The 18,444-nt window shown below is 61.3% G+C and carries 20 protein-coding genes and 3 tRNA genes; 14 read left to right on the top strand and 9 right to left on the bottom strand.

Translation table 11 applies throughout. The features are described 5' to 3' along the window. Positions 1-75: 75 nt before the first annotated feature. Positions 76-1,207, top strand: a protein-coding gene (gene prfB, locus NOF55_RS17295; RefSeq protein ID WP_306412368.1) for a peptide chain release factor 2 whose coding sequence is annotated in 2 segments (ribosomal slippage) — positions 76-144 and positions 146-1,207 — 1,131 coding nt in all. Because the reading frame shifts where the segments join, the coding sequence is not laid out codon by codon here. 209 nt (positions 1,208-1,416) lie between these two features. Here the strand turns inward: prfB and NOF55_RS17290 are convergent. Further along, entirely contained in the window at positions 1,417-1,869 is a 453-nt protein-coding gene (locus NOF55_RS17290; RefSeq protein ID WP_370869001.1) for a hypothetical protein, read from the bottom strand. 27 nt (positions 1,870-1,896) lie between these two features. Then, the gene (locus NOF55_RS17285; protein ID WP_306412367.1) at positions 1,897-2,670 is read right to left on the bottom strand and encodes an NAD kinase; all 774 of its coding nucleotides are present in this window, start codon (positions 2,668-2,670) and stop codon (positions 1,897-1,899) included. Positions 2,671-2,836: 166 nt separating this feature from the next. Here NOF55_RS17285 and NOF55_RS17280 point away from each other — a divergent pair. Both NOF55_RS17280 and NOF55_RS17275 read left to right on the top strand, forming a co-directional pair. Beyond that, positions 2,837-2,912, top strand: a tRNA-Thr gene (locus NOF55_RS17280). Between the two features lie 512 nt (positions 2,913-3,424). Beyond that, positions 3,425-3,877 (top strand): hypothetical protein, encoded by a 453-nt coding sequence (locus NOF55_RS17275; protein WP_306412366.1) that lies wholly within the window; start codon positions 3,425-3,427, stop codon positions 3,875-3,877. A 36-nt stretch (positions 3,878-3,913) separates the two neighbouring features. Here the strand turns inward: NOF55_RS17275 and NOF55_RS17270 are convergent, their stop codons facing one another. Next, the gene (locus NOF55_RS17270; protein WP_306412365.1) at positions 3,914-4,081 is read right to left on the bottom strand and encodes a Thivi_2564 family membrane protein; all 168 of its coding nucleotides are present in this window, start codon (positions 4,079-4,081) and stop codon (positions 3,914-3,916) included. 281 nt (positions 4,082-4,362) lie between these two features. Here NOF55_RS17270 and NOF55_RS17265 point away from each other — a divergent pair, with 281 nt between their 5' ends. Next, positions 4,363-4,602 (top strand): HP1242/YdcH family protein, encoded by a 240-nt coding sequence (locus NOF55_RS17265; RefSeq protein WP_306412364.1) that lies wholly within the window; start codon positions 4,363-4,365, stop codon positions 4,600-4,602. A 77-nt stretch (positions 4,603-4,679) separates the two neighbouring features. On the opposite strand, the gene NOF55_RS17260 is transcribed toward NOF55_RS17265, so the two are convergent. From NOF55_RS17260 to NOF55_RS17250, 3 genes are all read right to left on the bottom strand, one after another. After that, positions 4,680-5,897, bottom strand: coding sequence for a glycosyltransferase family protein (locus tag NOF55_RS17260; RefSeq protein ID WP_306412363.1), 1,218 nt, complete (start codon positions 5,895-5,897; stop codon positions 4,680-4,682). A gap of 104 nt (positions 5,898-6,001) precedes the next feature. After that, a complete protein-coding gene (locus NOF55_RS17255; RefSeq protein ID WP_306412362.1) occupies positions 6,002-6,757 on the bottom strand; it encodes an HAD-IIB family hydrolase in 756 nt (251 codons plus the stop codon). Positions 6,758-6,761: 4 nt separating this feature from the next. Then, positions 6,762-7,634, bottom strand: coding sequence for a TrmH family RNA methyltransferase (locus tag NOF55_RS17250; RefSeq protein WP_306412361.1), 873 nt, complete (start codon positions 7,632-7,634; stop codon positions 6,762-6,764). A gap of 198 nt (positions 7,635-7,832) precedes the next feature. Between NOF55_RS17250 and NOF55_RS17245 the strand changes: the two genes are divergently transcribed. From NOF55_RS17245 to NOF55_RS17230, 4 genes are all read left to right on the top strand, one after another. After that, positions 7,833-7,917, top strand: a tRNA-Tyr gene (locus NOF55_RS17245). Positions 7,918-7,941: 24 nt separating this feature from the next. Next, positions 7,942-8,015 (top strand) — tRNA-Gly (locus tag NOF55_RS17240). 212 nt (positions 8,016-8,227) lie between these two features. Beyond that, positions 8,228-9,778, top strand: coding sequence for a tyrosine-type recombinase/integrase (locus tag NOF55_RS17235; protein WP_370868994.1), 1,551 nt, complete (start codon positions 8,228-8,230; stop codon positions 9,776-9,778). Continuing rightward, positions 9,753-9,950 carry a hypothetical protein gene (locus NOF55_RS17230; RefSeq protein WP_306412360.1) on the top strand — a complete coding sequence of 66 codons (198 nt, stop codon included), beginning with the start codon at positions 9,753-9,755 and terminating at the stop codon, positions 9,948-9,950. Before NOF55_RS17235 ends, NOF55_RS17230 begins: the two co-directional genes overlap by 26 nt. Positions 9,951-10,160: 210 nt before the next feature. On the opposite strand, the gene NOF55_RS17225 is transcribed toward NOF55_RS17230, so the two are convergent. Beyond that, positions 10,161-10,499, bottom strand: coding sequence for a hypothetical protein (locus NOF55_RS17225; protein ID WP_306412359.1), 339 nt, complete (start codon positions 10,497-10,499; stop codon positions 10,161-10,163). Between the two features lie 348 nt (positions 10,500-10,847). Here NOF55_RS17225 and NOF55_RS17220 point away from each other — a divergent pair, with 348 nt between their 5' ends. The 4 genes from NOF55_RS17220 (at position 10,848) to NOF55_RS17205 (ending at position 14,270) form a co-directional block, all read left to right on the top strand. After that, the gene (locus tag NOF55_RS17220) at positions 10,848-11,048 is read left to right on the top strand and encodes a hypothetical protein (protein ID WP_306412358.1); all 201 of its coding nucleotides are present in this window, start codon (positions 10,848-10,850) and stop codon (positions 11,046-11,048) included. A gap of 67 nt (positions 11,049-11,115) precedes the next feature. Continuing rightward, positions 11,116-12,114, top strand: coding sequence for an ABC transporter substrate-binding protein (locus tag NOF55_RS17215; RefSeq protein WP_306412357.1), 999 nt, complete (start codon positions 11,116-11,118; stop codon positions 12,112-12,114). A 199-nt stretch (positions 12,115-12,313) separates the two neighbouring features. Beyond that, complete coding sequence (locus tag NOF55_RS17210; RefSeq protein ID WP_306412356.1) at positions 12,314-13,201, top strand: ABC transporter permease; 888 nt, start codon at positions 12,314-12,316, stop codon at positions 13,199-13,201. Beyond that, a complete protein-coding gene (locus NOF55_RS17205) occupies positions 13,194-14,270 on the top strand; it encodes a quaternary amine ABC transporter ATP-binding protein (RefSeq protein WP_306412355.1) in 1,077 nt (358 codons plus the stop codon). Before NOF55_RS17210 ends, NOF55_RS17205 begins: the two co-directional genes overlap by 8 nt. A gap of 111 nt (positions 14,271-14,381) precedes the next feature. Here the strand turns inward: NOF55_RS17205 and NOF55_RS17200 are convergent, their stop codons facing one another. Together NOF55_RS17200 and NOF55_RS17195 are read right to left on the bottom strand one after the other, a co-directional pair. Beyond that, positions 14,382-15,176: a pyrroline-5-carboxylate reductase family protein gene (locus NOF55_RS17200; RefSeq protein WP_306412354.1), complete on the bottom strand. Its 795-nt coding sequence runs from the start codon at positions 15,174-15,176 to the stop codon at positions 14,382-14,384. Beyond that, the gene (locus NOF55_RS17195) at positions 15,173-15,820 is read right to left on the bottom strand and encodes a TetR/AcrR family transcriptional regulator (protein WP_306412353.1); all 648 of its coding nucleotides are present in this window, start codon (positions 15,818-15,820) and stop codon (positions 15,173-15,175) included. The genes NOF55_RS17200 and NOF55_RS17195 overlap by 4 nt, the downstream gene beginning before the upstream one ends. 148 nt (positions 15,821-15,968) lie before the next feature. Between NOF55_RS17195 and NOF55_RS17190 the strand changes: the two genes are divergently transcribed. Then, positions 15,969-18,005: an NADH:flavin oxidoreductase gene (locus NOF55_RS17190; protein ID WP_306412352.1), complete on the top strand. Its 2,037-nt coding sequence runs from the start codon at positions 15,969-15,971 to the stop codon at positions 18,003-18,005. 108 nt (positions 18,006-18,113) lie between these two features. Next, positions 18,114-18,444 (top strand): electron transfer flavoprotein subunit beta/FixA family protein (locus NOF55_RS17185; RefSeq protein WP_442342034.1); only part of this gene is annotated, 331 nt, incomplete at its 3' end.

The raw sequence follows: 18,444 nt of genomic DNA, 5'->3' as shown, positions 1-18,444 counted from the left end.
GGCGGGCGGGGGTTTACATCCCCGCCCGTCGCTTTTATGCACGGGGCGTTTTCCGATCACAGGAAGAATGGAACCATGCGAGCTGAAATCGTAAACGTAACCGACGAAATCAAGCAGGCCATAAGCCTGCTGAGGAGGCATCTTTGACTGGGACCAGGCGGTAAGACGACTGGACTGGTTGAATAACAAGGCAGAGGACCCGAACCTCTGGAACAATGCCTCGGAAGCGCAGAAGCTGATGCGCGAGCGTCAGCAGCTTGAGGAATCGATCTCCGGCGTGCGTGCGCTCGAGCAGCAGCTCAGCGACAATGTCGAGCTGATCGAAATGGGCGAGGAGGAAGGTGACGCCGAAATCGTCGCCGATGCCGAGAACCAGCTCAAGGCGCTGAAGGCGGAGGCGAACCGCCGTCAGGTGGAAGCCATGCTGTCCGGCGAGGCGGATGCCAACGACACCTATCTCGAAGTGCATTCGGGCGCGGGCGGAACGGAAAGCCAGGACTGGGCGAACATGCTTCTGCGCATGTATACCCGCTGGGCCGAGCGTTCCGGCTTCAAGGTCGAGCTTATGGAAGTCAACGACGGCGAAGAGGCCGGCATCAAGTCCGCGACGATCCTCGTCAAGGGCCATAATGCCTACGGCTGGCTGAAGACCGAATCGGGCGTGCATCGTCTGGTGCGCATTTCGCCTTACGATTCGAATGCCCGCCGCCATACCTCGTTCTCGTCGATCTGGGTCTATCCGGTGGTCGACGACTCGATCGACATCGACATTAACGAAAGCGATTGCCGCATCGACACCTACCGCTCGTCCGGCGCCGGCGGCCAGCACGTCAACACCACCGATTCGGCCGTGCGTATCACACATATTCCGACCGGCATCGTGGTGGCCTGCCAGCAGGAACGTTCGCAGCACAAGAACCGCGCCAAGGCGTGGGACATGCTGCGCGCACGACTGTATGAAGCCGAGCTGAAGAAGCGCGAGGAGGCGGCGAACGCCGAAGCGGCATCGAAGACGGAGATCGGCTGGGGCCACCAGATCCGCTCCTATGTGTTGCAACCCTACCAGCTGGTGAAGGATCTGCGCACGGGCGTCGAAAGCACCGCTCCCGGCGATGTGCTGGACGGCGAGCTGGACGAGTTCATGGAAGCCGCTCTGGCACACCGCATCAGCGGCAAGCCGGACGCTGCGGTTTCCGATATCGACTGACGGCCCCCCGACGAAAAGGAAAAGCCCGGTGCGCGCACCGGGCTCGAACTGCCGATAAACGGCTCATTGCTTTCTTTCGTCATGGTCGGGCTCGACCCGACCATCCACCACGCCGCTTGCGGCGTGGACCCTCGGGTCTGGCACGAGGGTGATAAAAGGGGACGGTTGGCCAATAGACCGAGCCCGGTGCCTCCGCCGGGCTTTTCGCGTCAGTTTGTGGCCCGTTCGACGCGGATCTCGCCCAGATCGTCGATCAGGACGGTCCAGGTTTCCGATTCGCTGCGGGCCGGGTCGGTCTTCAGGAAGACCGTGGCGAAAAGACCCGGCTGCGTGGTGATGCCGTTCGAATTTTCGGGCCTGATGTCCGTAACGTAAGGCTTCATGGCCGAAAGCGCCTCCAGTTCGGTGCTGTTCACCAGTTCCAGCCCTTCTTCCGTAACGGCAATCTGTTGCAGGTAAACCTTGGCCGTCCGGTCGGGCTGGCGCAGCGCCACCACCTTGTAGTAGCCGCGGCGCGGCGCATCGCTGTCGGCCGCCGTTTCTTCCCAGAAGCCGCTGCTGGTGGCGAAGATCGTCTCGATCGGCACGGAATCGATGTCGGCGGCCAGTGCCGTCAGGATCGGCGAGGCCGCAAGAACCGCGGCCAGAAGTCCGGATTTCAAGCGCAGCATCGTCACCTCCATTTCGTGTCAGGTTGCGAACTGTTCGGCCAGAATGCGGTCCGACCACGAACGGTCGGGATCGGAAAGAATGCGCGCCGTCGTGTCGCGCGATTGCTCGATGCGGACGTTCAGCACGGTCTTGGCCTCGACATTGTCGGCGACGGCGTTGACGGGGCGCTTCTCCGGCTCCAGCACATGGATGTCCACCGCCGCCTTTTCCGACAGCAGCGCCCCGCGCCAGCGGCGCGGGCGAAAGGCGCTGACCGGCGTCATGGCGAGAAGCGGCGCTTCCAGCGGAAGAATAGGCCCGTGGGCGGAAAGATTGTAGGCGGTGGAGCCGACCGGCGTCGCCACCATCAGGCCGTCGCAGATCAGTTCCTCGAGACGGACCGTTCCATCCACCTCGACCCGCAGCTTGGCAGCCTGATAGGATTGGCGGAAGAGCGAGACCTCGTTGATGGCAAGCGCGGAGTGGGAGTTGCCCTCGATGTCCTGCGTGATCATGCGCAACGGATGGAACTTGTTTTCGACCGAAGCCGCGATGCGTTCGATAAGGCCGGAGGTGCGATACTCGTTCATCAGGAAGCCGACCGAGCCGCGGTTCATGCCGTAGACCCGCTTGCCGCTGTTCATCGTGGCGTGCAGCGTCTGAAGCATGAAGCCGTCGCCGCCGAGCGCCACGATGACGTCGGCATCATCGAGGGACACGTCGCCGTAAAGCCGCACCAGTTCCTTGTAAGCCGCCTGGGCTTCCGGCACGCTGGAGGCTGTGAAGGAGATGGACTGGAACGACTGGGGCATGTGTCTGCTGGTCCTGGCAATTCAATCGGTTCGGTTATAGGCGAACGGGCTGAACGCACAAGCCGTTTCGCCAGCATAGAGCTCGCCAGCATCGTTTGCTTGACGATGACACAGGTCAATTTTTGCTTTACACCCTAGCAGAATATGTTACTTGCCGAATGAAAGTGCCCTTGTAGCTCAGTTGGTAGAGCACCTGATTTGTAATCAGGGGGTCCCGGGTTCGAGTCCTGGCGGGGGCACCATCGAATTTTCAGCTACTTGATTTGTCTTAGTTTTTTGCCTTAAATCCCTCATACTGTTCAATGTGAGGGGCAAGTTCGTTCTCAAGCTGTTCTGAGACGATTCGTGAGGATTTGATGCCGAGACGCGCCCGGTCTGTCCCTCTCGTATACACTTCCGCCTGCTTCGAGTTCGCCCATCCCCGATGATCTCTGGCCTCCGTCGCTTCTTCCGGGCGCTGACGAATGGCTGTCGGCCTTGCGGGAGATTTCGACGGACAGGGCAATAGGGTTCGCCACCGGGTCGATTCTTTCCGCCAGCATTGACCGCAGAGCGGCGGGAATGGATGCCGAAGAAGCGGTGATGTTCCCGGCAGCGATGCGGTGAGTGTCAGCGCTGTTCCTCTCTCACCTTGACCATGATGTGGTGTGCCTTTTAGCAGATTTCCGTCGCGACAGAGACGGTAGCAATGCAGCGATTGCGGTCTTGGGACAGGGTTGCTATGGAGTCTGCATCTTCTCCGCCGAGTATCATCATGGATACGACCAATCAAGAGCAGGTGTTTTCTGCCAAGATCGACTGCAAATTCCCATACTTAGATGTCTCTAAAGCTGCCGCCCTCATCGCAGAGGCAAGGTCGATCTCTACTAACGCTGAATTTTGTGTGTTGTACGAGATCATCGCGCCACCAGCGTCCGAAAGGCTTCCGAAGCAGACACAACGAGAATTGTTGGCTGCTTGGGTCGAGAATGCGACGTCCTCTCTTGCGGCTCGTATTGCGGATTTGGCCAACGAAGTGATTGACGGTGGAGAAGTGCCCACAGAAAAAGCGCTGGACAAGATGCACGAGGTCGCAGCGACCGAAGGTCAATACGCGGCGTTAGCGGTGGTTTCTCACCTCGCCTATGCGTTGAGCGACAGCGTCGACTGCGAGATGATAGACACGCTGGAAGAACAAATCCGGATGCAATGGGATGCGCCCGGATGACGTCTTCGGCCCGGCCGAAGCCGGGCCGTTGCTCGCTCAGAACACCGCCAGGTATTTGAGCAGCGAAATGATGCCGATGATGATCACGATCACCTGCGCAATCTGCTTTGCTCTGCCGTCAAGCGGTAGGCGACCAATAAGATAAAGCACCAGAACGATTACGAGAAACGTGATCAGGATGCTGATTAAAACGGAAGTACCCATAGCCCCACAACTCCTATGCTTGGAACGCCGGCTGGCGTCAGAGGCTTACATATGGAGGTGATGAGAGAAGGAAAGGGATGGGAGAAAAAATGGAGGGAAGTCGGGGTTCAGGTCATCGTGAAGCTTTGATGCCGAGACTCGCCCGTTCGGCCTTGCGAACCTTGCGGGTTCAAAAGTGCGCGGTGAAGGGCCGGGCAAATTCCCCTCGTTCTTGATTTCGATCAAAGGCCGGCCCACATGATTTCTCCTATGATGGCGTCAACAACCATACAGGAGGAAACATGTCGAACACGCCGCACACTCTCGGTGAGGAATTTCCCGACCAGATCGAGGCGATCCACGCCCTCAAGGCAAGGGATGCCCGGTTTGCCAAAATTCTTGCGGAATATGATGAGGTGAATGATCAGATTCACCGGTCCGAGTCCCGTATCGACACGCTTTCGGAAGAGGCCGAGAATGTGCTTCGCAAGCGTCGTCTGACCCTGAAAGACACGATTGCCGGTGCGCTTGCGACCCAGTAAGCGAGCCTGATCGTCCAATCCGGCGCCGCGCGGACAGGTTCCGCGTGGCGTTTTTCGTTTGTTCGGCTGGCCGTTTCTCAGTTTTCCTCGTTGTCGAGGCGCACGGCGGTCTGGATCTCCTCCAGAAGATCGGGCAGGGCGCTCTGCACGCGGTTCCAGCTCGGCATGAACGGCGTTGCGTCCGGGCGCTCGAGGAAGACGTTGCCCGCTTCGAGCACATTTGTCGAAAAAAGCTCCACGGCCTGTTCCTCGCGGTGGCGATCGGTCGTCAGGCCGTTCATGCGCGCGTCGTTGTGATAGATTTCGACGAGATCCAGCGCCGTGCGGTAATAGGTGGCCTTTAGCGAGCGCAGCGATTCCTGGCTGAAGATGACGCCATCCGTCGCCAGCTTCCGGAACATGGCCTTGGCGATGTCGATCGACATGCGCGAAAGGCCGGTCGAGGCATCGTCGGCGGAAAGAGGCTGGTGCTTGTGGTCGTAGGTGTCGGCGATGTCGACCTGGCAGATCGACTGGTTGGAATAATTCCGCCAGAGTTCGGAAAGAACGCCGATTTCCAGGCCCCAGTCCGACGGGATACGCAGGTCGGCCAGCACATGGGCGCGCATCGCGAACTCGCCGGCCAGCGGATAGCGGAACGCCTTCAGGTATTCGAGATAGGGGTGGGGCCCGTAGATCCGCTCCAGGCTGATGAGCAGCGGAGTGACGAGAAGGCGGGAGACGCGCCCGTTCAGCGATCGCTGCGTGACGCGCGGATAATACCCTTTCGAGAAGATGAACCGGAAGCCGGGATGGGTGACGGGATAGACGAGGCGGGCCAGCATTTCGCGCGAATAGGTGGTGATGTCGCAATCGTGCAGGGCGACGACACCGGCGCTGCGCTGGCCGAGCACATAGCCGATGCAGAACCAGACGTTGCGGCCCTTGCCGGGCTGGTCCGGCGAAAGGCTCGCCTCCTTCAGCTTCTCGTCGACCGCCCTCAGCCGCGGACCGTCGTTCCAGAGAATGCTGTGGCGGTGCGGCAGGCGCGAAAAATACTCCCGGGCATGGAGATATTGTTCACGGTCGGCCTGATCGAGCCCGATGACGATATGCGAGAGATAGGGAACGAGGCAAAGCTCGTCGATGATGCGTTCCAGAGCCGGCGCTTCCAGTTCGGAAAACAGCGAGGGCAGAATGAGCGTGACCGGCCGTGTCTGGGCGAAATGGGCGAGTTCCCGTTCGGTTTCGGCAAGGGGCCGTTCCTTGAGATTGTGCAGGGTGGCAACCACGCCGTTCTGATGAAAGTCGGCCATGCAATCGTCCTTTTATCTTCGCGCCTGAGCGCTGCCATGAAAGCTCCGTTCGAACAGATGGCCCGACGGGCCACGAAGCGGTTGATGTCAGGGCAGGGGCGCTGTCAGCGAGCCAGGTATGAGAGAATCATTTCGTTCCAGCCGGCGGGACCGGCCTGGGTGGAACGCAGGATGCTGCCGTTTCGTTCCTGCTCCGTGACGGGAAGCGGTGTGTGATGCGGATTGGCGATGATGATGCCGAGATCGGCGGCCTGAAGCATTGCGAGGTCGTTCGGCGCATCGCCGAGAGCGATGGTAAAGACCGGCTCTCCACCTGATTCCGCCAGGGAAGCGGCGACCCGCGCCATCGCATCGGCCTTTGAGCCCTCCGGCATGATGGTGAAGAACCGCCCGCCCTGAACGGCGGTCAGGCCGTTGTCGTGCAGGATGCCAAGGAAGGCGCTTTTCTCCCCCTCCGTGCCCAGCCAGTGGCCGGGCTCGGAAAAGCGGCGCTGCCGGGCAAGGCGGGCATTTTCCAGCGGCAGGCCCGTCTCGCGTGCCACCGCCTGCACGTCCCAGTCGCCGAATCCGACGAACGAGCCCGGCAGGGCGGCAAGAAGGTTTCTGATACGCGCATAGGCGGAGGCGTTCCGCTCCGATCCGGCCAGGCGGGCGATGCCGGCGCCGTTTTCGACGATCATCGGCGTATCGAGGCCGAGTGCGTCGGCGATGGGCGCCATTTCCGCCTCCGTCTTGCTGGAGGCGAGAATGAGCGGAACAGACCGCTTTTTCAGGGCTTCAATGGCTGGAAGCGCCGCATCGAACCGATAGGTGTCGTGGTCGAGCAACGTTCCGTCGAGATCTGTGAAGACGGCGATCATGCCGTCATTTTGTCAGATATTGCTTTGCCGCGTAAAGCGAAATGGCACAGGCGTTGGAAACATTCAGCGATTTTATGGCGCCCGGCATGTCGAGCCGGGCGAGCGCGCTCACCGTTTCGCGGGTCTTCTGGCGAAGCCCCTTGCCCTCCGAGCCGAGCACCAGCGCGATCTTGTCACCCTTGAAGGTCGGTTCGAGCGGCTGCGGCCCTTCGGAATCGAGGCCTATGGAATAGAAGCCGAGCCGATGCAGTTCCTCCAGCGTGTCCGCCAGATTGCTGGCCTGGATATAGGGAATGAGTTCCAGCGCGCCGGAGGCGGATTTCGCCAGAACGCCCGATTCGGTCGGGCTGTGGCGTTGCGTCGTGATGACGGCGCCGGCATCGAAGGCGACGGCCGAGCGCATGATCGCGCCGACATTGTGCGGGTCCGTCACCTGGTCGAGCACCAGAAGAAGAGGGCTGTCCTTCAGCGCATCGAGGCGGCGGACGGGCAGGGGCCGTGTTTCCAGCATGACGCCCTGATGGATGGCGTCGGAGCCGAGGACCCTGTCGATCTCGCCCGGCGAGACGATTTCCACAGGAAAACCGGTCTCCGCACCCTCTTCGATCCCGAGCCTGGCCAGCGCATTGCGCGTGGCGGAAAGCTTCACCAGCTTGCGCGCGGGATTGTCCAGCGCGGCGCGCACCGTGTGCAGGCCGTAGAGGAAGACCTGATCGGGCTGGGCCTGTTGCGGTCTGACGCCATCCCGCGATGCGCGCTTGCCCGGCGCGGGCGTCGGGATTTCGCCTTTTTCACGCCGGGCGTCGCGCACGGCGCGGCGAAGCGTGGCGTAATGGGTGTCGCGGGCGGAACGGTCGTTTTTGGGGTCTTTGGTCATGAGGCTCTTATATCCAGTCGCATGTCCGGGGCATAGGGGCTGGCCGGTTCCGGCGCGGCGGTGGACAAGATATTTTTCCGAAAATTTCTGAAATCGGCGTGTTGACATCGGCCCCTTCGCCCTTCATATACCCGCGGCAGATCACGAGGCGTTTCAAGCGCTTCTCGATCTCAAGGGTCTCGATCCGGACGGAAGACTGGAGGGATGCCCGAGTGGTTAAAGGGGACGGACTGTAAATCCGTTGGCTCAGCCTACGTTGGTTCAAATCCAACTCCCTCCACCATTCCGACATCGGATCGACCTCCCCGCGGGTATAGCTCAATGGTAGAGCAGCAGCCTTCCAAGCTGAATACGCGGGTTCGATTCCCGCTACCCGCTCCAATTTAAGTTCTACTGAGTTCCATAAGAGATTGAATACAGAGGAATTTTCCTCTTTCGATGTTCCAGTGACGTCCACTGAAGTCCACCCGCAGCCAGGACTTTTTAGTCCATTTTCTAGTCCATCTAGGCGGTTGGCGAAGAGTCCGGATTGTTGCTCGAACGAGCGCGGGAAGGGATGAAGGTTTGGCTCCTGACGACTTGGGAGCACGAACATGCCTCTTACCGATACCGCCGTCCGGCAAGCCAGGTTCACCGGCAAGGATTACACCCTGGGTGATCTCGACGGCCTGTCTTTGAACGTCTCTGCCCGAGGCGGCAAGTCCTGGCACTTCCGATACTGCTGGCTGGGCAGGCAGAAGCGCATGTCCCTCGGAACGTATCCGGAGGTCAGCCTGCGGGAAGCGCGATCCTTGAAGGACGAGGCGCGCGCGCTGCTCGCCAAGGGCATCAACCCGCATGTCCATCGCAAGCAGAAGCGCTTTTCCGCCCGCCTGGCCGGCGAGAACACCTTCGAAGCGGTGTTCCAGCTTTGGCATGCCCACCGGGGCCTCTCTCTGAGGAAGGGACGTCAGACCGATCTCACCCTGGTGGAGCGCGTCTTCGCCAAGGATGTGTTCCCCCTGTTGGGCAAGCGCTCCGTCTACGACATCAGGCGCCATGACCTGCTTGACGTCCTCGCCAGGGTCGAGCAGCGCAGGGCGTTCAGTGTGGCGAAGAAGATCCGTTGCTGGTTCAACCAGATGTTCCGCTATGCCCTGGTCAAGGTGCCGGGGCTGGAGACCAACCCGGCCTCCGATCTCGACGTGGTGGCGTTGCCGGCGCCGCCGGTGCGCAACAATCCGTTCCTGCGCATGGAGCAGTTGCCGGCGTTCCTGAAGACGCTGCGCGACTATCCCGGCCGCATGCAGACCCAGCTCGGGCTGCGCCTGCTGCTGCTGACGGGCGTGCGCACCGGCGAGCTGCGGCATGCCACCCCCGATCAGTTCCATCTGGATCAGGGCCTGTGGATCATCCCCGTCGAACTCGTCAAGCAATTGCAGCTGCAGTTGCGCAAGCAGGGCAGGCGGGCGCAGGACGTTCCGCCCTACATCGTGCCGCTGTCGGTCCAGGCCATCGAGATCGTGCGCCACCTGTTGGAGCAGAAGCGCCCGGCCCAGCGCTACCTGTTCCGCCACGACTACGACCTGAAGAAGCGCATGAGCGAGAACACCTTGAACCATGTCCTCAAGCGCATGGGCTACGAGGACATGCTCACCGGCCACGGGATGCGCGCAACGATGTCCACCGCGTTGCATGAGATCGGCTATCCGAAGATCTGGATCGAGGCGCAGCTTTCCCATGCCGACCCGGACCCGATGAGTTCCATCTACAACCATGCCGAATATGTCGAGCCGCGGCGGCGCATGATGCAGGACTGGGCCGACCGGCTCGACCTGTTCGAACAGGATCGGGTCGAGCAGGCCAGCATGCATCTTCCCGTCACCCTGATAGGGTCGCAGCAGACGCCGCGCGATCACGCCGCGGGCTTGCTCTCCGTCATCCCGCCGGTGCCGACCCTGGGCGTTCCCGGCCACGGGCAGGCAGAGGCCGGCGCCTTGCCCGCCGTCGGCCGCCTGCCGGCCGTGCGTCCGCGCATCAACGCCCTGCTGCCGGAGGTTTCCCGCGTTCAGTGCGAACGCATGGCGCGGCTGGCGATCTACAACGCCCCCAACATGCTGCCCGTGGCGCTCTACGCCCATGCTTGGCGGCATATCGGGATATAACGTTACCGAAACGACCGACGAGAATCCGCAGCGCGTCGCCCTCATCCAGAAGGTGACGCTCGCCTATCTTCGCAGCAGGCTTCTGGGCGACGAAACGGCATGGTCCTCCGCGTGCCGCACGCTCGAAGAGAGCGCAAGCGCCGTCGGACGTCTCGAGTGGAAGGAGAGCTGACCTGCGGGCCAAAGCTGTCGTCTGGTTCGACCACATAATCGAACGCGAGACCAGCCGGAAGATGATAAGCTCGCTGCTACCCGTTCAGAAAGCTGAGCAGCGGACAAAAGTTGACGGTTTGCGTCAAACCACCTCTGCCGAAACAACTCTGATGGGACGGCGATCATTGATGAGGCCCGGGGCTGAAGAAGAACGAGGCGCCCGCGGCCCTCATGAGCCGCATTGCCAGCGTCCGTCGAAGATGCGGCTGGCATCATCCGCTCGCTGGTAGGTCAGCGTCGCCGGGCGCGGCGGGGGCGCTCCGCCTTTGCTGTCCGGTCCGGTGATGGCGATCTTGACCGTCTTGCCTGGGCCGGTGAACGGGGGTTGTCCGCGATGGCGTTGAAACCGCCCGGGGGCACCGATACGCTCCACATGGCCCGAGACCTTGACGATGCCCTCGGCCGGCGCGTTTGAAGCCACGACGCCCGTCGCAAGCAGGATCGGCGGGGTGTTTCCTGTCGAGAAGCTACGGGTGAGTTCACCGGAAAGCCCGGCAACCCTGCTCATTCGAGATCGCGAAAAGCACGACGAAAAAGCTGGCTGCTGGCAAGCCAACGCCATGCGGCATCATCGTCGAGATCAATTCATCGCACTCAACGCGAGACGGTGAGCGTTTCCTGACAAATAGCGTGATCATGAAAGCGCCGCAGGCCAATGTGAGCGATCGCGCGCGAGTTCGCAACAGAATGGGCAAAGCCTGAATTCCTGATCGGAACGCCATGCCCCGCAGGGCAAAAGGCCGTCGCCGCGTTAAAATGTTCATATATGTCAAGAAATAAATCAATAAAGTCATTATTAATGACATATATGTACATTTTGATTGAGCCAGACGTCGATTTTTGTTAGGGCTATTTCATGGAACAGGTTTTGAACGATAGCGGCCACCGGCCCGGCCGAGGTGATGAATGTCCCGGCAACATCGTTGCAGCGTTTTCCGGCCATCGCCAAACGGCGGCGGCCAGCATGTCCGTGCGCGGCGGCAGCCTCGATCCGTTACGCGTACTGGCACGCGGGGTGGCATTCGGAAAACCGGTCGATAGGGAGGGCAACGCCTGAAGACCGTCGGAGCGGGTTCCTGCGGCGCCCCGTTCAGCCAGACATGCCGCTAAACAGAGGGAACAAAATGAAAAAGCGACTTGCAACGACCTGCCTGACATTCGGCCTGCTGGGCATGGCGCCCCTGGCCGGAGCCGCCGAATGCGGAACCGTCACCATCGCCGGCATGAACTGGGCGTCCGCCGAGCTTCTGGCGAGTGTCGACAATTTCATCCTGAAGAACGGATACGATTGCGATTCCAGCATCGTTCTGGGAGATACCGTTCCGACGCTGACGTCCATGGCCGAGAGAGGCCAGCCCGATATTGCCCCGGAAGTCTGGAACAGCCTGCGGCCGCCGGTGACGCAGACGAACATCGACGAAGGCAAGCTGATCGTCGCCGGCAAATCCTTTGAGAATGGCGGGGTACAGGGGCTTTACGTTCCGAAGTTCATCGTCGACGAACATCCGGATATCAAGACCATCGCGGATGCCGTCAAGCACCCGGAACTGTTTCCCAACGCCGACGATCCCTCGAAAGCCGCATGGTCCGCCGGTCCCCAGGGCTGGGGCGGCACGGTCGTTGCAAGCCAGTATTACAAGGCATACGGGGCTGAAGAGGCTGGCTTCGCGCTCGTCGACACCGGTTCAGCCGCCGGTCACGACGGCTCGCTCACCCACGCCTATGAACGGAACCAGGGCTGGATCGGCTACTACTGGGAACCGACCGCATTGCTCGGCAAATACGAAATGGTGCGCCTGTCGGCCGGCGTGCCCTACGACGAAGCCGAGTGGACGCGGTGCAACAACGTCGACAGCTGCGCCGATCCGAAGCCCAACGAGTGGCCGAACGATGCCGTCGACGTGATCGTGACGAAGAGGTTCGCGGAACAGGCCGGCCCTGCCCTGGATTACATCGGCAGCCGCACCTGGCCGAACGAACTGGTCAACGAGATGCTCGCCTGGATGAGCGACAATCAGGCAACCGGCGAAGACGGCGCCAAATATTTCCTGAAGGAACACAAGGACGTCTGGACGCGGTGGGTCTCGCCGGAAGTGGCTGGAAAGATCGAAGCCGCCCTGTGATCTCCCCATCCGGCGGTGCGCTCCTTGCGCACCGCTTCCCAGGGCATTTCCGCTTTTCTCCGAATCGCGAAAACGCCCCAACGCTTTGTTTTCAAGCATGTCCGGAGGCAAGGTCGCCTCACGCTTTTGCCGGAGATGCTCTCGCCGCCGATAAAATCAAAAAGACGTGCAACGGCTTCTTTGAAAAAAGGGGAACCGAATGGATTGGTTTTATAAATTCCCGCACATGGACGACGAGGCCCTTCGCCTCCTGAAGAGGACGATCGACGATTCCTTTCGCGCCTTCACCCGTGCTTACGGCGATGCGATCGGAACTGTCTTCTCTCCGCTCCAGCAGTTTCTCAACGCCGCCGATCGTTTCATGACGCAGACGCCGTGGCCGATCATCACGCTCATCATCCTGGTGATCGCCTGGTTCGCCACGCGCAGCGCCAGGATCGTGTTCGGCTGTCTCGTCACGCTTCTTCTGATCGGCTATTTCGATATGTGGGAAGACACGATGCGGACGGTTTCCATGATCTTCGTCGCTACCGTCCTTTCCATCGCCATCGGTCTGCCCATCGGCATCCTCATGGCGCGCTCCAACCGCGTCCAGAGGATCGTCAATCCCATCCTCGACGTCATGCAGACCATGCCGAGCTTCGTCTACCTCATCCCCGTCGTCATGCTGCTTGGCATAGGAAAGGTGCCGGGCCTGATCGCCGTGGTGATCTACGCCATCCCGCCGATGATCAGGCTGACCGATCTCGGCATCCGCCTCGTCGACAAGGATGTGCTGGAGGCGGCCGATGCGTTCGGCACCTCGCAATCGCAGAAACTGTTCAAGGTGCAACTGCCGCTGGCGCTTCCCACCATCATGGCCGGCATCAACCAGACCATCATGATGGCGCTCGCGATGGTCGTCGTCGCTTCCATGATCGGCGTGCAGGGACTCGGCCAGCCGGTTCTCAGAGCGATCGCCAACCAGTATTTCACGCTTGGCATCTTCAACGGCCTCGCCATCGTCGGCATCGCCATCATCTTCGACAGGGTCACGCAGGCCTATGGCAAACGGCTCCAGAAGCACCGGGAGGCCTCCCATGACTGATCGTCACCTCGGAGGCATCAAGGTCCGCCATCTCTACAAGATCTTCGGTCCCAACGCCAAGACCTATGTCGATGCGGTCGAGAAGGGCCTCTCCAAGGCCGAACTCAATGACAGGCATGCCCATGTCCTCGGGCTCAGGGACATCAACATCGAAATCCCGTCGGGCTGCATTCAGGTCATCATGGGCCTTTCGGGGTCCGGCAAGTCGACGCTCATCCGCCATATCAATCGCCTCGTCGATCCGACCGCCGGCGAGGTGCTGGTCGACGGCGTGGATGTCGTGAAGATGAACGACGCCGAATTGCGGGACTTCCGCCGCCACCAGACGGCTATGGTGTTCCAGAAATTCGCGCTTCTTCCGCATCGCAACGTTCTCGAAAACACCATCTTCGGCCTTGAAGTCCAGGGCGTGCCCCGCGCCAGGGGCGTCGATATCGCCATGCAATGGCTGGAGCGCGTCGGCCTGAAGGGGTTCGAGCGGAAATATCCCAACCAGCTTTCCGGCGGCATGCAGCAGCGCGTCGGCCTGGCGCGCGCGCTGTCCAACGACGCCCCCGTCCTGTTGATGGACGAGGCCTATTCGGCGCTCGATCCGCTGATCCGCATGGACATGCAGACCGTTCTTCTCGACATCCAGAAGGAGATCAACAAGACGATCGTGTTCATTACCCACGACCTCGACGAGGCCCTTCGCCTGGGCGATCAGATCGCGATCCTCCGCGACGGCGAGATCATCCAGCAGGGAACCAGCCAGGACATCGTGCTGAGGCCGGCCGACGCCTATGTCGCCAACTTCGTCAAGGAGGTCAACAGGGGCCGGGTGGTCCATGTCGAGGCCGTCATGACGCCTCTGCGGCCCGACACGCCCGCAACGGAGATGACGATTACGGCGGGTACGACGATAGAGGAAGCCGTCCGCGTTCTGTCACCGCAAGCCGATGGCGACGTGACGGTGATTGCCGCGTCGGGTGAGCCGCTGGGCCTGGTCACGTTCCGCCAGCTTGCCGGAGCGATGGTCAATGCCGACGATCTGCCGAAACGGCAGGGGACCGGCGGCGCGGCGACCTGACACGGCCAGCGGCGATCGAAACGACAAGGCTTCGACGTTTGCCCGATGGCTGCTGTGCGGCTCATCGGGCAACGGGCCTGAAAGGCGATCCTCAGTTCCGCGAAAACCGCGTCAGGACGCATCCCGCATGCTTGCCGATGTCTTCGCCGCGGCGGCAAGCCCTTCCGCCACCGCTTCGTCGAACCCCGCGGTTCTCATGACTTCAATGGCCGCCGCCGTCGTTCCACGGTAGCCGAGAAAAGACCGGACGGTGTCGTTCGGGCATTCCTGGCGCTGCTCGATCAGCCGGCCCGCGCCCACCAGAACGGCATTGACGGCTCGCCGTGCGATGTCCTCGGGAATGCCCCGGGAAACGGCATCCTTCATCATCGCCGCCGCCAACAATGCGGGAAAGGCAGGCCCCGATCCGGAAAGGCCGGTCAGGTAGTCGAGGTCGCTTTCGCTGCGGACTTCGTCCTGTGTCCCGCAGGCCTCGAAGATGGAGCGGACAATGGCACGATCGCGATCGCTCACGCCATCGGAGCAGATCCAGGGAGTGTAGGATTTGCCTGCCCCGGCCGCCGCGTTCGGCAGGCTGCGGACGACCCGGTTCGTCCTGTGCTGTCCGGCCAGCCGGCTCAGGCCGACGCCGGCCATGACCGATATCAGCAGCTTGCCGTGCGCATCGATGGCGATCGAAGGCCAGCCGGCGGGCCGCACCGAGAGGATGATAACCTCCGAACGGTCGGCCAGCTGCTGGTTGTCGGCGGTCCAGAAGGCGCCGTCGAAGCGGTTCGGCGGCGTCGAGCGATAGGAGAGGCAGAGATCCCGCGGCGGCAGCAAGCCGGCTTCGAGGACCGAGGCGGCGATGGCGCTACCGAGCCAGCCGCCTCCACCGACGATGCCGATCCTCAATGAACCGTTCATCCCCGGGCGTCCTCCTGATCGGGCTTGTAGCCGTGCCGTGCGAAGAAGCGGTCCAGCTCCCTCTGCTCAGGCATCTGCCCGGTATAGATCGCGATATATTCGGGAATCCGCTTCATGCGCGTCGAGAGGTCCTCCTGGGACTGCATCGAGATATAGCCGATCTGAACGAGGTAGGTCGTGCGTGCGCGGACATCCGCGCTGATCTCCGAATGGCCGAAACGAACGAACATGCGCTTGAGGGCTTCGACACGGGCCTGATCGGCCTGGTGAACCTCGGCCAGGATTTCATCCGACTGAAGAGCCCAGCTCCGCACGGAAAATTCGAATTTCGAGTCGAACAGGTCCTTGTTCAGCCAGCAATCGAACACGTTGAGCATCGCCTCGGCGAGCGATTCCGCATAGGCTTCGGATTGCTTGACGATATTGCCCGTGTTTTTGTCCCGCCAGCGCGCGATCAGCGCTTCCAGCAGTTCCTCGCGGTCCTTGAAGAACCAGTAGAAGCTGGTTCGCGAGAGGTTCAGTTTCTTCGCAAGCGGCAGAATCTTCACCGAATCCACCCCGGCTTCCAGCAGGGTTTCATAGGCCGCCTCGAGCCATCCCTCCTGCGAACCTCTCCAGCCGCTCTCGTTCGAAGCCTGTTCCATAAGCTAACTCCTACCAAAATTATGCCCTGCCGCAACAGAAATGTACATATATGTCGTCTACGTAGACTTCTTTGTTTTCTTTATTGACACATATGTACATATTGGCCTAGCGTCCGCTGAAGACAAGCCATAAACCGGAGCCCGGCAAATGTCGAACGATCCCCTTCTTCAGCCCTATCAGCTCAAGCATCTCACGCTTCGCAACCGCATCATCGTAACGTCGCACGAACCGGCCTACCCGGAAGACGGGATGCCGAAGGAGCGATATCGCGCCTATACCGTGGAGCGCGCGAAGGGGGGCGTGGCGCTGACCATGACGGCCGGCTCCGCCGCCGTTTCCCGGGATAGTCCGCCTGTTTTCAACAACCTGCTTGCCTACAAGGACGAAATCGTTCCGTGGATCAGGGAGATGACCGACGCCGTGCATGAAGAGGGCGCGGCGATCATGATACAGCTCACGCATCTCGGGCGGCGCACGCGATGGGACAAGGGCGACTGGCTTCCGGTCGTTGCGCCGTCCCATCACCGGGAACCGGCGCATCGGGCATTTCCCAAGAAGATCGAAGACTGGGATATCGAGCGGATCATCCAGGAATTCGCGGATGCTGCCGAGCGGATGAAGGCAGGCGGCATGGACGGTGTCGAACTGGAGGCCTACGGCCACCTGATCGACCAGTTCTCCTCCCCGCTGACCAACGAGCTCGACGGCCCCTATGGCGGCTCGCTCGACAACCGTCTCCGCTTCTGTCTCGATGTCTTCCGCGCGATCCGAAAACGGGTCGGGGACGACTTCATTCTCGGTGTCCGCTACACCGCCGACGAATGTCTTCCCGGCGGCACGGGCAAGGCCGAAGGCCTCGAGATCTCGCGACGCCTCAAGGAAAGCGGCCTCATCGACTATCTCAACGTTATCCGCGGGCATATCGACACGGATGCCGGCCTGACCGACGTCATTCCCGTCCAGGGCATGGCGAGCGCCCCGCATCTCGATTTCGCCGGTGAAATCCGTGCGGCGACCGATTTCCCCACCTTCCATGCCGCGAAGATCCAGGATGTCGCCACCGCCCGCCACGCCATCGCCTCCGGCAAGGTGGACATGATCGGCATGACCCGCGCCCACATGACGGACCCGCATATCGTCCGCAAGATCATGGAAAAGCGCGAGGACGATATCCGTCCCTGCGTCGGCGCCAATTACTGTCTGGACCGCATCTACCAGGGGGGGCTTGCTTTCTGCATCCACAATGCCGCCACCGGCCGCGAAGCCACCATGCCGCATGTCGTCGAGAAGGCCCCCGTCCGCAGGAAAGTCGTTATCGTCGGGGCGGGCCCGGCCGGGCTTGAGGCGGCGCGCGTTGCCGCCGAGCGCGGCCATGAGGTCGTCGTCTTCGAAGCCGCGAACGATCCGGGCGGACAGGTCCGGCTTACCGCGCAAAGCGAGCGCCGCAGGGAGATGATCAGCATCATCGACTGGCGCATGAGCCAGTGCGAGAAGCTCGGCGTCGTCTTCCATTTCAACACCTGGGCGGAAGCCGACACGATCGCGGCGGAGAACCCGGATGTGGTCATCATCGCCACGGGCGGCCTGCCGCATACCGAGGTCCTGTCCAGGGGCAACGAACTGGTCGTTTCCGCATGGGATATCATTTCCGGTGACGTGAAGCCGGGCACGAATGTCCTGATTTTCGACGATGCCGGCGATCATACCGGCCTGCAGGCCGCGGAATTCCTCGCCAGGGCTGGTGCAAAAGTCGAGATCATGACGCCGGACCGTTCTTTCGCGCCGGAAGTCATGGCGATGAACCTCGTGCCCTACATGCGCTCGCTCCAGACGCTGGACGTGACCTTCACCGTCACTTACCGGCTGGAGGCGGCCGAAAGGAGCGGCAACCGGATCGTCGCCCATGTCGGCAGCGATTATGGCGGCGTCGAAAGGCAGCGGGTGGTGGACCAGCTCGTCATCAATCACGGAACCATTCCGCTGGACGAACTCTATTTCGAGCTGAAGCCCTTCTCCACCAATCTCGGAGAGATTTCCCACGATCAATTGCTTTCAGGCCAACCGCAATCCGTCATTCGCAACGGGGAAGGCAAATACCAGCTTTTCCGTATCGGCGATGCCGTGGCCGCCCGTAACACCCATGCGGCGATCTACGATGGGTTGCGGATCGCAAAGGACATCTGAAAAACATGGGCGGGCTGTGTAGCGGCAGCCCACCCATCCCGGAACAGGCCTGACATGACGGGGATGCGCTGCCAAGGTCGATCACACGCAACGAAAAGGGGAAGATTCATGAAGATTCTGGTGCCCGTTAAGCGGGTTGTTGACTACAATGTGAAGATCCGCGTGAAGGCGGACGGGTCGGGCGTCGAGCTTGCGAATGTGAAGATGTCGATGAACCCGTTCGACGAGATCGCGGTGGAGGAGGCGCTTCGGCTGAAGGAAGCGGGCAAGGCGACGGAAGTGGTGGCGGTGTCCATCGGCCCGGCCAAGGCGGAGGAAACGCTGAGGACGGCGCTTGCGATGGGCGCCGACCGGGCGATCCTCATCGAGACCGACGGGACGGTCGAGCCGCTGTCGGTCGCCAAGCTGCTCAAGGCCGTCGTGGCTTCGGAAGAACCCG

It is taken from the genome of Ectorhizobium quercum (assembly GCF_026552795.1).
In the GTDB taxonomy this organism is placed as follows: domain Bacteria; phylum Pseudomonadota; class Alphaproteobacteria; order Rhizobiales; family Rhizobiaceae; genus Ectorhizobium; species Ectorhizobium quercum.
The sequence above is the reverse complement of the archived record's forward strand: the minus strand, read 5'-3'. Positions and strand labels throughout refer to the sequence as shown.

What these genes read in the sequence shown, in the direction of transcription:
- NOF55_RS17260 (WP_306412363.1), bottom strand. Translation starts at nt 5,897, where the DNA reads ATGGCCGACTTTCATCAGAACGGCGTGGTTGCCACCCTGCACAATCTC.
- NOF55_RS17225 (WP_306412359.1), bottom strand. Translation starts at nt 10,499, where the DNA reads ATGAGCAGGGTTGCCGGGCTTTCCGGTGAACTCACCCGTAGCTTCTCG.
- NOF55_RS17205 (WP_306412355.1), top strand. Translation starts at nt 13,194, where the DNA reads ATGACTGATCGTCACCTCGGAGGCATCAAGGTCCGCCATCTCTACAAG.
- NOF55_RS17200 (WP_306412354.1), bottom strand. Translation starts at nt 15,176, where the DNA reads ATGAACGGTTCATTGAGGATCGGCATCGTCGGTGGAGGCGGCTGGCTC.
- NOF55_RS17250 (WP_306412361.1), bottom strand. Translation starts at nt 7,634, where the DNA reads ATGACCAAAGACCCCAAAAACGACCGTTCCGCCCGCGACACCCATTAC.
- NOF55_RS17265 (WP_306412364.1), top strand. Translation starts at nt 4,363, where the DNA reads ATGTCGAACACGCCGCACACTCTCGGTGAGGAATTTCCCGACCAGATC.
- NOF55_RS17270 (WP_306412365.1), bottom strand. Translation starts at nt 4,081, where the DNA reads ATGGGTACTTCCGTTTTAATCAGCATCCTGATCACGTTTCTCGTAATC.
- NOF55_RS17285 (WP_306412367.1), bottom strand. Translation starts at nt 2,670, where the DNA reads ATGCCCCAGTCGTTCCAGTCCATCTCCTTCACAGCCTCCAGCGTGCCG.
- NOF55_RS17275 (WP_306412366.1), top strand. Translation starts at nt 3,425, where the DNA reads ATGGATACGACCAATCAAGAGCAGGTGTTTTCTGCCAAGATCGACTGC.
- NOF55_RS17190 (WP_306412352.1), top strand. Translation starts at nt 15,969, where the DNA reads ATGTCGAACGATCCCCTTCTTCAGCCCTATCAGCTCAAGCATCTCACG.
- NOF55_RS17215 (WP_306412357.1), top strand. Translation starts at nt 11,116, where the DNA reads ATGAAAAAGCGACTTGCAACGACCTGCCTGACATTCGGCCTGCTGGGC.
- NOF55_RS17235 (WP_370868994.1), top strand. Translation starts at nt 8,228, where the DNA reads ATGCCTCTTACCGATACCGCCGTCCGGCAAGCCAGGTTCACCGGCAAG.
- NOF55_RS17230 (WP_306412360.1), top strand. Translation starts at nt 9,753, where the DNA reads ATGCTTGGCGGCATATCGGGATATAACGTTACCGAAACGACCGACGAG.
- NOF55_RS17255 (WP_306412362.1), bottom strand. Translation starts at nt 6,757, where the DNA reads ATGATCGCCGTCTTCACAGATCTCGACGGAACGTTGCTCGACCACGAC.
- NOF55_RS17210 (WP_306412356.1), top strand. Translation starts at nt 12,314, where the DNA reads ATGGATTGGTTTTATAAATTCCCGCACATGGACGACGAGGCCCTTCGC.
- NOF55_RS17195 (WP_306412353.1), bottom strand. Translation starts at nt 15,820, where the DNA reads ATGGAACAGGCTTCGAACGAGAGCGGCTGGAGAGGTTCGCAGGAGGGA.
- NOF55_RS17220 (WP_306412358.1), top strand. Translation starts at nt 10,848, where the DNA reads ATGGAACAGGTTTTGAACGATAGCGGCCACCGGCCCGGCCGAGGTGAT.